10 protein-coding genes and 1 tRNA gene are annotated in these 11,361 nt (G+C 36.8%); 10 read left to right on the plus strand and 1 reads right to left on the minus strand.

Annotation, left to right across the window (positions count from 1 at the left end):
• Positions 1-14 precede the first annotated feature (14 nt).
• On the plus strand, positions 15-959 hold the full coding sequence (gene whiA / locus ACTQ5K_RS01160; protein WP_031540673.1) for a DNA-binding protein WhiA: 945 nt from the start codon (positions 15-17) through the stop codon (positions 957-959).
• 173 nt (positions 960-1,132) lie between these two features.
• Positions 1,133-1,381 carry an HPr family phosphocarrier protein gene (locus ACTQ5K_RS01165; RefSeq protein ID WP_031540674.1) on the plus strand — a complete coding sequence of 83 codons (249 nt, stop codon included), beginning with the start codon at positions 1,133-1,135 and terminating at the stop codon, positions 1,379-1,381.
• 94 nt (positions 1,382-1,475) lie between these two features.
• Here the strand turns inward: ACTQ5K_RS01165 and clpP are convergent, their stop codons facing one another.
• On the minus strand, positions 1,476-2,081 hold the full coding sequence (gene clpP / locus ACTQ5K_RS01170; protein WP_031540675.1) for an ATP-dependent Clp endopeptidase proteolytic subunit ClpP: 606 nt from the start codon (positions 2,079-2,081) through the stop codon (positions 1,476-1,478).
• Between the two features lie 500 nt (positions 2,082-2,581).
• Here clpP and ACTQ5K_RS01175 point away from each other — a divergent pair.
• The 8 genes from ACTQ5K_RS01175 to secG all read left to right on the plus strand — a co-directional run bounded on the left by ACTQ5K_RS01175 (position 2,582) and on the right by secG (position 11,209).
• Positions 2,582-2,653 (plus strand) — tRNA-Arg (locus tag ACTQ5K_RS01175).
• 536 nt (positions 2,654-3,189) lie between these two features.
• Entirely contained in the window at positions 3,190-4,206 is a 1,017-nt protein-coding gene (locus tag ACTQ5K_RS01180; protein ID WP_031540676.1) for a sugar-binding transcriptional regulator, read from the plus strand.
• 54 nt (positions 4,207-4,260) lie between these two features.
• Positions 4,261-5,271 (plus strand): type I glyceraldehyde-3-phosphate dehydrogenase, encoded by a 1,011-nt coding sequence (gap, locus tag ACTQ5K_RS01185; RefSeq protein ID WP_031540677.1) that lies wholly within the window; start codon positions 4,261-4,263, stop codon positions 5,269-5,271.
• 112 nt (positions 5,272-5,383) lie between these two features.
• Positions 5,384-6,568 (plus strand): phosphoglycerate kinase, encoded by a 1,185-nt coding sequence (locus tag ACTQ5K_RS01190; RefSeq protein ID WP_031540678.1) that lies wholly within the window; start codon positions 5,384-5,386, stop codon positions 6,566-6,568.
• Between the two features lie 35 nt (positions 6,569-6,603).
• Complete coding sequence (gene tpiA, locus ACTQ5K_RS01195; RefSeq protein ID WP_031540679.1) at positions 6,604-7,365, plus strand: triose-phosphate isomerase; 762 nt, start codon at positions 6,604-6,606, stop codon at positions 7,363-7,365.
• The gene (gene gpmI, locus ACTQ5K_RS01200; RefSeq protein ID WP_031540680.1) at positions 7,358-8,893 is read left to right on the plus strand and encodes a 2,3-bisphosphoglycerate-independent phosphoglycerate mutase; all 1,536 of its coding nucleotides are present in this window, start codon (positions 7,358-7,360) and stop codon (positions 8,891-8,893) included. Before tpiA ends, gpmI begins: the two co-directional genes overlap by 8 nt.
• Before the next feature lie 36 nt (positions 8,894-8,929).
• Positions 8,930-10,225, plus strand: a complete 1,296-nt coding sequence (eno, locus tag ACTQ5K_RS01205; RefSeq protein ID WP_031540681.1) for a phosphopyruvate hydratase — start codon at positions 8,930-8,932, stop codon at positions 10,223-10,225.
• Between the two features lie 750 nt (positions 10,226-10,975).
• Positions 10,976-11,209 (plus strand): preprotein translocase subunit SecG, encoded by a 234-nt coding sequence (secG, locus tag ACTQ5K_RS01210; protein WP_031540682.1) that lies wholly within the window; start codon positions 10,976-10,978, stop codon positions 11,207-11,209.
• The last annotated feature ends 152 nt before the right edge of the window (positions 11,210-11,361 follow it).

Below are 11,361 nucleotides of genomic sequence, written 5' to 3' on the forward strand. Positions count from 1 at the left end.
AAGGGGGGAAGGACATGTCTTTTGCGTCAGAAACAAAAAAAGAATTGACAACAATTGAAGCCAAAAATTGCTGTGGAAAAGCAGAATTATCAGCACTGATACAAATGAACGGGACTCTTTCCTTTTCCAACCAGAGGCTAGTTGTAAATATACAAACAGAGAATGCGGCTATAGCTAGAAGAATCTATACCTTGATAAAACGGTATTTCGATATACCAGTTGAATTACTAGTTCGTAAAAAAATGCGCTTAAAAAAGAACAATGTATATATTGTGCGGATTTCTAATCATGGGAAGGAAGTGCTGGAGGAATTAAGTATTCTGAAAGAAGGCTTTGTGTTTACGCATGAAATCTCCCCAGAGCTAATTAAGAAGAAATGCTGTAAACGGTCTTATTTAAGAGGGGCCTTTTTAGCAGGCGGCTCTGTAAATAACCCAGAAACATCTTCCTATCATCTTGAAATAGCATCCTTATATAAAGAGCATATCATTGCCCTTAGTGATTTAATGAATACTTTTGGGTTAAAAAGTAAGACTCTAGAAAGAAAAAAAGGGTTTATTGCTTATTTAAAAGAAGCGGAAAAAATTACGGAGTTCCTTAATATTATTGGTGCACATGGAGCACTTCTTCGCTTTGAAGACATACGAATTGTTAGAGACATGCGAAATTCTGTTAATCGATTGGTCAATTGTGAAACAGCCAATTTAAATAAAACAATTGGGGCTGCATTAAGACAAGTTGAGAATATCCGTTTTATCGATAAAACGGTTGGTTTGCAAATTCTTCCAGATAAGCTAAGAGAAATTGCAGAGTTGCGAGTTGCGTATCAAGATGTAACCCTAAAAGAATTAGGGGAAATGGTATCTTCTGGAAATATAAGTAAATCTGGAATCAATCATCGTTTAAGAAAAATTGATGAAATTGCAGATGCACTACGTCGTGGAGAAGCAGTTAAATAAAAGAAATGGATAATATATAAAGACAGGGATATATATTATCCATTTTTTTGTGTGTGAAAATATTATCAGAAAAGTTTCTTTAAACTGAATTTTATTCCCCTTGGATAGAGCAAAAAACTTATTTTCCTTGTATAATAGATATATTACTACTTTGTTAAAGGGGAGGAAGTTCGATGGTGGAACAAGAAATAACAGTTGGCCTAAAAGCGGGACTTCAAGCGAGACCTGCTGCTTTATTTGTACAGGAGGCAAGTAATTATTTATCAGAAGTATTTATTGAAAAGGATGGAAGAAAGGTAAATGCAAAAAGCATTATGGGGATAATGGGCCTAGCGATAAATTCTGGAGCGACAATTAAACTTATTGTTGATGGTAGCGACGAGGTGGAAGCGCTTCAGAAATTAAAAGATTTGCTTAAGTGATTATTTGATAAATAAAAACTCTCCTTATATATAAAAAGGCTGTTCCCTACCTAGGAACAGCCTTTTTATTAAGTTTATTTGGTTAGTGTGTGAATTAGTTATTTTTTTTGTCTTCTAGAGAATTACGGCTGATAACATGGTCAACTAAACCATATTCTTTTGCTCTATCAGCAGTCATAAAGTTGTCGCGTTCTGTATCTCTTGCGATAATATCAATAGGTTGACCAGTACGCTCAGATAAAATACCGTTTAATTTATCGCGTAAGAATAAAATACGTTTAGCAGCAATTTCAATTTCCGTTGCTTGACCTTGAGCTCCACCAAGTGGTTGGTGAATCATTACTTCACTGTTTGGAAGAGCATAACGCTTCCCTTTTGCACCAGCAGCAAGTAAGAAGGCACCCATAGATGCAGCCATACCAATACAGATTGTTTGAACATCTGGCTTAATATATTGCATTGTGTCATAAATGGCCATCCCAGCAGTGATGCTTCCGCCTGGGCTATTAATATAGATCGATACATCTTTTTCAGGATTTTCTGTTTCTAAGAATAAAAGCTGTGATACGATAGAGTTAGCTACATTATCATCAATAGCACTACCAAGCATAATAATACGGTCTTTTAATAAACGGGAGTAAATATCGTAAGCGCGTTCTCCTCTGTTTGTTTGCTCAATAACTGTAGGAATTAAATTCATTTAAAATCCTCCTTTATAATGTCTGTTCAAAAACGATAAGTATTTGTTTCTTCAGTAAGATGAAAAACATCTAAACTGTATGTAATCCTAATGATACACGGATGGTCAATTAAGGTCAAACGTAAAAGCCTAAATACCTAAAAATATCATTCGACATCTTTTTTTATAGCAGTTTTTCTAAAGTTGTTGCTACGTATATTTTTAAATTTTAAGTTCTATTATAACAGAATGTTAACGATACTATGATTGGCAAATTAACAGTATAATTCCGAATAAGCGGGGAATCACGTAATAACAGAGCCTAATTTTAAAAGTACAATAGCGTTTCATTGGGAAGTCGATACTTGAAGGTATAAGGAGATCCATCCTTTTATTTCCTCTACAATCCTTTCTACATGATACCCATTGCTCCTATTTTTAAACATCATCTATTGCATAAAATAGTAACTTCGCTTATAATATGAAGGCGTTACTTCAATGGGGCGCAAGTTATACACGATGCCCTTGTGGTGCAACGGATAGCACGTAAGATTCCGGTTCTTAAAATGGGGGTTCGATTCCCTCCGAGGGCGCTAATAAAATAATAAAAAGGTTTTTCTGAAGTTTCTAACAATCGTCGATTCTTTAGAAAAACCTTTTTATTTTGCTTCTATTTTTAGTACCTAAAAATAAATCAGATTGCTGATTCAGCTTTTAGGCTGTTTTTCCTTTGTGAGAAGCTTTGTGTTTATATTACTACCTTATTATATTTCTATAAAGACTACTGTTTAAAGAAAGGTTTTCATGTAAAGTATTCAAATATCAAAATTCCTCTTTTTAGTTATTAATACTTGCTTAATATTTTCATTCAAACACCATTTTCCTTTTTCAAAAAAACAATTAAAAATTAAGGGAATAATTATTCATTTTTTCCAAATAGTAAGAAAAGAAAGAACGACACTTTTTCGTCAAATTTTACAAAAAATAGACACATATCAGTTGAATTCATACTATACTGGTGTTAGAATTGTTCTTGTAGCAGGGAAGTTATTTTTTTTGTAGTACCCGGGACGAAAAATGTCTATGTGGGACTTCTTGCGACCACTGTAAGTGAAGGAGCGCATCAAGCATGGTTTCATTTATTGAGATTCAAAAAAGATTATTACCTGATTTACTTACAGTTATGCAAAAAAGGTACTATATTCTGCAATACATTAAGAATATGCAGCCTGTCGGAAGAAGAAGTCTGGCAGTGAGCCTAGGACTGACCGAAAGAGTCTTGAGAAGTGAAGTCGAGTTTTTAAAAGATCAGCAGCTTATACATATTTCAAACATCGGCATGACAGTCACTTTAAAAGGGGAAGAAGTATTGGAAAGTCTTTCTAGTGTAATGAGAGAAGTAACGGGTATTAACGAAATGGAGCAGCTACTGCAACGAAAACTTGGCATCAGTAAGGTAATTATCGTTGCGGGAGACAGTGATCATTCTCCATGGGTAAAAAAAGAATTAGGACTTGCGACAGCAAATTGTATGAAATCTCTCCTAAAGGGAAATAATATCATCGCAGTTACTGGTGGGACTACTATGTCTTCTGTTGCTGATGCGCTAACACCAAGTGTTGCAGATGGCGAATTATTATTTGTTCCTGCTCGTGGTGGAATAGGAGAAGATGTCAAAAATCAGGCAAATACAATTTGTTCCATGATGGCAGACCATACTGCTTCAAAACATCGAGTTTTATACGCTCCAGATGAGGTCAGTGAAGAGATGTACAAAAGCATTTCTAACGACCCTCGTATAAGTGAAGTATTAAAACTTATACGTTCAGCAAACCTTTTAGTTCATGGTATAGGCGAGGCGCTTACGATGGCGAATCGTAGAAATACAACTAAAAGCGATCTAGAAAAGATTAAGAATGCGGAAGCCGTTGGTGAGGCATTTGGGTATTACTTCAATGAAGAGGGAGAGGTTGTCCATAAGGTCCAAACAATTGGCCTTAGACTAGAAGATTTATCTTCCGTACCTAATATTATCGCTGTAGCTGGTGGAGCATCTAAATCAAAGGCTATACGTGCTTATTTAAAAGAAGCACCAACTTCAACTATTTTAATAACAGATGAAGGAGCCGCAAAAAAATTGATATAATGGGAAATCCCTTTATATATTTAATACTCTTAAAATTAGAGGAGGAAATTTATAATGACAGTAAAAGTAGGTATTAACGGTTTTGGACGTATCGGACGTTTAGCATTCAGAAAAATCATGGAAAACCCAGAATTAGAAGTGGTTGCAATCAATGATTTAACTGACACTAAAATGCTAGCACATCTTTTAAAATATGATTCATCTCAAGGAACTTTCCAAGGTGAAATCGAAGTACATGAAGGATACTTCTTAGTAAACGGTCAAAAAGTTGTTACAACTGCTGAAAGAAATCCAGCTGACCTTAAATGGGGAGAACTTGGTGTAGATACAGTTATCGAATCTACTGGTTTCTTCACAACTAAAGAAAAAGCAGAAGCTCACATTCAAGCAGGTGCTAAAAATGTAGTTATTTCTGCTCCAGCAACTGGCGAAATGAAAACAGTTGTTTACAATGTAAACCATGACGTTCTTGATGGAACTGAAACAGTTATCTCTGGTGCTTCTTGTACTACTAACTGTCTTGCTCCTATGGCACAAGTTCTTCAAAATAAATATGGTATCGTATCTGGTTTAATGACTACAATTCACGCTTACACTGGCGACCAAAACACTTTAGATGCTCCACATCCAAAAGGTGACTTCCGTCGTGCGCGTGCAGCTGCTGAAAACATTATTCCTAACTCAACTGGTGCTGCTAAAGCAATCGGTTTAGTATTACCTGAACTTCAAGGTAAATTAGACGGTGCTGCTCAACGTGTTCCAGTTAAAACTGGTTCATTAACAGAGCTTGTAACTGTTCTTGACCAAAAAGTTACTGTTGAAGAAATCAACGCTGCAATGAAAGAAGCTGCTAACGAATCATTCGGTTACACAGAAGAAGAGCTTGTATCTTCTGACATTATCGGAATTAGCTATGGTTCATTATTCGATGCAACTCAAACAAAAGTAATCACTGTTGGTGATCAACAACTTGTTAAAACTGTTGCTTGGTATGATAACGAAATGTCTTACACTAACCAATTAGTAAGAACTGTTAAGCACTTTGCACAACTTGCAACAAAATAATTTCCCTTTTCAATGGAAATATGTGCGAGTTAATAAGCACCCCCTTTAATCAAACAGCGGAAACAACTTTTGTTTCCGCTATTTTAAAAATATGCAGTGGAGGGTACCTATAATGAATAAGAAAACAATTCGTGATATCGATTTAAAAGGGAAAAAAGCTTTTGTTCGCGTTGACTTTAACGTACCAATGAAAGATCAACAAATCACTGATGAAACAAGAATTCAAGCTGCACTTCCAACTATTAACGCTTTAGTAGAAAGTGGAGCAATTGTTATTCTTGCAAGCCACTTAGGACGTCCAAAAGGTGAAGTTGTAGAAGAGTTACGTTTAACTCCTGTTGCAAAACGTCTTTCTGAAATACTAGGTAAAGAAGTTGTAAAAGCTGATGAATCATACGGTGAAGCTGTTAAAGCACAAATCAGCAAGCTTTCAGAAGGAGATGTAATCCTTCTTGAAAACGTACGTTTCAATGCTGGAGAAGAAAAAAATGATGCAGAGTTAGCAAAACAATATGCAGAGCTTGCAGATGTATTTGTAAATGATGCATTTGGTGCTGCACACCGTGCCCATGCTTCAACAGAAGGAATTGCTCATCATATTCCAGCTGTATCTGGATTATTAATGCAAAAAGAACTAGATGTTCTTGGTAAAGCTTTATCCAATCCTGATCGCCCATTCACTGCTATTATTGGTGGAGCAAAAGTTAAGGATAAAATTGGAGTAATTGAAAACCTTCTAGAAAAAGTTGATAACTTAATCATAGGCGGAGGCTTAGCTTATACTTTCGTTAAAGCACTTGGTCATGAAGTTGGTCAATCATTATTAGAAGAAGACAAAATCGATCTTGCTAAATCATATATGGAAAAAGCAAAAGAAAAGGGCGTTAAGTTTTATATGCCTGTTGATGTTACAGTTGCAGATGATTTCTCTAACGATGCTAACATCAAAACAGTTTCTATTGAAGAAATTCCATCTGATTGGGAAGCATTAGATATCGGACCTAAAACACGTGAAATCTATGCAGATGTTATTAAAAGTTCTAAATTAGTAATTTGGAACGGGCCGATGGGTGTTTTCGAATTAGATGCATTCGCTACAGGTACAAAAGCAGTAGCTGAAGCACTTGCTGAATCTCAAGATACATATTCCGTAATCGGTGGTGGAGATTCTGCAGCAGCAGTTGAAAAATTTGATTTAGCGGATAAAATGAGTCACATTTCTACTGGTGGCGGTGCTTCATTAGAATTCATGGAAGGTAAAGAACTTCCAGGTGTAGTGGCATTAAACGACAAATAATATCTTTATAGATATGCATGAAAGGATGTATAACCATGCGCAAACCAATTATTGCAGGTAACTGGAAAATGAACAAAACGCTTCCTGAAGCGGTTGAGTTTGTTCAAGAAGTAAAAGCTTCTGTTCCATCAAGTGAAAAAGTGGATACAGTTGTTTGTGCTCCTGCGTTATTTTTAGGACAATTAGTAGAATTAACAGATGGCACAGATGTAAAAATCGGTGCACAAAATATGCATTTCGAAAAAAATGGTGCATTTACTGGTGAAATCAGCCCAGTAGCATTAGAAAATATCGGTGCAAAATATGTAGTACTTGGTCATTCGGAGCGTCGTGAGTTCTTTAACGAAACAGATGAGTCTGTTAACAAGAAGACAATCGCTGCATTTGAAAATGGTTTAACTCCAATTGTTTGTTGTGGTGAAACACTAGAACAAAGAGAGAACGGCGAAACAAATGACTTTGTTGCAACTCAAGTAACAAAAGCGCTTAACGGCTTAACTCCAGATCAAGCGAAAGCAACAGTTGTTGCATATGAGCCAATCTGGGCAATTGGAACAGGTAAATCTTCTACTTCTGCAGATGCAAACGAAGTATGTGCACATATCCGTAAAGTAGTAAGTGAACAATTTTCTTCAGAGGTTGCTGAACACATCCGTATTCAATACGGCGGTAGTGTAAAGCCTGAGAACATTAAAGAATATATGGCACAGCCAGATATTGATGGAGCATTAGTAGGTGGAGCTAGCCTAGAAGCTCAAAGCTTTTTAGCTTTATTGGAGGCAGGTAAGAATGAGTAAATCTCCAGTAGCTTTAATCATTTTAGATGGTTTTGCTTTAAGAAGCGAACGCATGGGTAATGCTGTAGCACAAGCAAATAAGCCTAATTTCGATAAATATTGGAACTCTTACCCTCATTCTACTTTAGTAGCTAGTGGGGAAGCTGTTGGTCTTCCAGAAGGACAAATGGGTAACTCAGAAGTTGGACATTTGAATATCGGTGCCGGCCGGATCGTATATCAAAGTTTAACAAGAGTTAACCTGTCTATTAGAGAAGGCGAGTTTTACAAAAACGAAACTTTCGTTAATGCAATTAAGCATGTAAAAGAAAAAGGCAAAAATCTTCATTTATTCGGATTATTATCCGATGGTGGAGTTCATAGCCATATTGAGCATATGTTTGCACTTCTTCGTTTAGCAAAAGAAGAAGGCGTAGAAAATGTATATATTCACGGTATTCTAGATGGTCGAGACGTCGGTCAAAAGACTGCTGAGAAATACATTAAAGCTACACAAGAAAAAATGGCTGAATACGGTGTAGGTGAATTTGCTACCATTTCTGGGCGCTACTATTCCATGGATAGAGATAAGCGTTGGGATCGTGTAGAAAAATCATACCGTGCTATGGTATATGGCGATGGACCAGCATACTCTGATCCATTACAAGTAGTAGAGGATAATTACAATAACGGAATCTTTGATGAGTTCGTACTTCCATCTGTAATCACAAAAGAGAACGGTGAGCCAGTTGCGACAATTAAAGATGAAGATGCTGTTATTTTCTATAACTTCCGTCCTGACCGTGCAATTCAAATTTCTAATACGTTCACAAATGAGGACTTCCGTTCATTTGATCGTGGGGAAAAACATCCAAAAGATCTTTACTTTGTATGTTTAACTCATTTTAGTGAAACAGTAAATGGGTATGTTGCATTCAAGCCAACAAACTTGGATAACACTTTAGGTGAAGTACTTTCACAAAACGGATTAACACAGCTTCGTATCGCTGAAACAGAAAAGTATCCACATGTTACTTTCTTTATGAGTGGTGGACGTGAAGCTGAGTTCCCTGGTGAAAAACGTATCTTAATCAATTCACCAAAAGTGGCAACCTATGATTTAAAACCTGAAATGAGTGCATATGAAGTAACAGATGCACTATTGAAGGAAATTGAAGCAGATAATTTTGATGCTATTATTCTAAACTTCGCTAACCCTGATATGGTTGGGCACTCCGGAATGCTTGAACCAACAATCAAAGCGATTGAAACAGTGGACGAATGTTTAGGCAAAATTATCACTTTAATAGAACAAAAAGGTGGTAAAGCAATTATCACAGCTGATCATGGTAACTCTGATGAAGTGGTAACACTTGAAGGAACACCAATGACAGCACATACAACAAATCCAGTTCCTGTTATCGTAACAGATAAGAATGCTGAGTTGCGTACAGATGGGATTTTAGGAGATCTTGCTCCTACTATGTTAGATTTATTAGGAATTGATAAACCAGCAGAAATGACTGGAACATCTATTATTAAAAAATAAGATTTAAGATTTTTATATTTAAAGGAGAGAATAAATATGCCTTATATTCAACAAGTTTATGCTCGTGAAGTATTAGATTCACGTGGTAACCCAACAGTAGAAGTAGAAGTATTAACTGAATCAGGATTCTTTGGTCGCGCACTAGTTCCATCTGGTGCTTCAACTGGTGAATACGAAGCAGTTGAATTACGTGATGGTGACAAATCTCGTTACCTTGGTAAAGGTGTTCTTAAAGCAGTAGAAAACGTAAACGAAGTAATCGCTGAAGCAATTATCGGTATGGACGTTACTGACCAAGTTGGAATCGATAGAGCAATGATCGAACTTGACGGTACAGAAAACAAAGGTAAATTAGGTGCTAACGCAATCCTTGGTGTATCTATGGCTGCTGCACATGCTGCTGCTGAAGTAGTAGGATTACCTTTATACCGTTACCTTGGTGGATTCAATGCAAAACAATTACCAACTCCAATGATGAACATCATCAACGGTGGTTCACATGCTGATAACAACGTTGATTTCCAAGAATTCATGATCTTGCCAGTAGGAGCTCCAACTTTCAAAGAAGCTCTACGTATGGGTGCTGAAGTATTCCATGCATTAAAAGCTGTTTTACATGCAAAAGGTTTAAACACTGCTGTAGGTGATGAAGGTGGATTCGCTCCAAACCTTGGTTCTAACCGTGAAGCATTAGAAGTAATCATCGAAGCAATCAAAAAAGCTGGTTATGAGCCAGGCAAAGATGTATTCTTAGGAATGGACGTTGCTTCTTCTGAATTCTTTAACAAAGAAACTGGAAAATATGATCTTGCTGGAGAAGGCCGTAATGGTTTAACTTCTGAAGAATTAGTATCTTTCTACGAAGAGTTAGTTAACGAATTCCCAATCCTATCTATTGAAGATGGATTAGATGAAAACGACTGGGAAGGTCATAAATTATTAACAGACCGTATCGGTTCTAAAGTACAATTAGTTGGTGATGATTTATTCGTTACAAACACTAAAAAATTAGCTGAAGGTATCGAAAAAGGTATTGCTAACTCAATCCTTATCAAAGTTAACCAAATTGGTACTTTAACTGAAACATTCGAAGCTATCGAAATGGCTAAACGTGCTGGTTACACAGCTGTTGTTTCTCACCGTTCTGGTGAAACAGAAGATGCTACAATCGCTGACATCGCTGTTGCTACAAACGCTGGTCAAATCAAAACTGGTTCTATGTCTCGTACAGATCGTATCGCTAAATACAACCAACTTCTTCGCATCGAAGACGAGCTTGGCGAGTTAGCAGTATACGATGGTCTTAAATCTTTCTATAACCTTAAGAAATAATAGAAGTTAAGCTTTCCTTAACTTGATAAGCACCCTAGCTTTAGGAGATTTCCTATAAGCTAGGGTGCTTTTTAATAATTGTGAAAGAATAGGGAGAAGAGGAGCCGCATCATTTCTCAGTGCCCGAAAACAAGAGATCCAGCAGGAAAAGGGAACAGAGGAGCGTTCTCTGAGCCCGAAAACAAGAGATCCAGCAGGAAAAGGTAACAGAGGAGCGTTCTCTGAGCCCGAAAACAAGAGATTCAGCAAGAAAAGGTAACAGAGGAACGTTCTCTGAGCCCGAAAACAAGAGATTCAGCAAGAAAAGGTAACAGAGGAGCGTTCTCTGAGCCCGAAAACAAGAGATCCAACAAGAAAAGGGAACAGAGGAACGTTCTCAGTGCCCGAATACAAAAAATCCAGCAGGAAAAGGTAACAGAGGAGCGTTCTCTGAGCCCGAAAACAAGAGATTCAGCAAGAAAAGGTAACAGAGGAGCGTTCTCTGAGCCCGAAAACAAGAGATCCAGCAGGAAAAGGTAACAGAGGAGCGTTCTCTGAGCCCGAAAACAAGAGATCCAGCAAGAAAAGGGAACAGATGCTTCTTATTCAAAGGTTATCGCGTAATTAAGAGAACTCTTCCATACATTCATGCTGGATAAATATATTCTACTAATTATTATGACAAAGAAAGCGACATACTATTGTGGCAAAACATAAAATATGATACATTTAAACTAATGTAGGTTGGGTTTAATGGAGGTGTTTGATATGATACACACAGTTTTGATTACTTTATTGATTATCGTTGCGATTGCATTAATCGTAGTAGTACTTCTTCAAAATGGTAAGAGTGCTGGACTATCTGGAGCAATTTCTGGTGGTGCAGAGCAGTTATTTGGTAAACAAAAAGCACGTGGTTTAGAATTAATCCTTCACAATGCAACAATCGTTTTAGCAATTCTATTTTTTGTATTAACGATTGCAGTTAGTTATTTTGATCTATAATAACGAAATTCTGTATAGATAAAAAACCTGGCCATGAAAGGGAGGCCACTGACAAACTGAGGTCATTTCTAAATAATCAGCTGGCCGCATAAAAAAAAGACGACCCTCATTAAATTTTTTGAATGTAGAGTCGTCTTTTTTTATCCATTTTC

The sequence above is a fragment of the Niallia sp. Sow4_A1 genome (assembly GCF_052116745.1).
In the GTDB taxonomy this organism is placed as follows: domain Bacteria; phylum Bacillota; class Bacilli; order Bacillales; family Cytobacillaceae; genus Niallia; species Niallia hominis.

Coding starts and splice junctions, on each gene's coding strand:
- whiA (WP_031540673.1), top strand. CDS start 15: ATGTCTTTTGCGTCAGAAACAAAAAAAGAATTGACAACAATTGAAGCC.
- ACTQ5K_RS01165 (WP_031540674.1), top strand. CDS start 1,133: ATGGTGGAACAAGAAATAACAGTTGGCCTAAAAGCGGGACTTCAAGCG.
- clpP (WP_031540675.1), bottom strand. CDS start 2,081: ATGAATTTAATTCCTACAGTTATTGAGCAAACAAACAGAGGAGAACGC.
- ACTQ5K_RS01180 (WP_031540676.1), top strand. CDS start 3,190: ATGGTTTCATTTATTGAGATTCAAAAAAGATTATTACCTGATTTACTT.
- gap (WP_031540677.1), top strand. CDS start 4,261: ATGACAGTAAAAGTAGGTATTAACGGTTTTGGACGTATCGGACGTTTA.
- ACTQ5K_RS01190 (WP_031540678.1), top strand. CDS start 5,384: ATGAATAAGAAAACAATTCGTGATATCGATTTAAAAGGGAAAAAAGCT.
- tpiA (WP_031540679.1), top strand. CDS start 6,604: ATGCGCAAACCAATTATTGCAGGTAACTGGAAAATGAACAAAACGCTT.
- gpmI (WP_031540680.1), top strand. CDS start 7,358: ATGAGTAAATCTCCAGTAGCTTTAATCATTTTAGATGGTTTTGCTTTA.
- eno (WP_031540681.1), top strand. CDS start 8,930: ATGCCTTATATTCAACAAGTTTATGCTCGTGAAGTATTAGATTCACGT.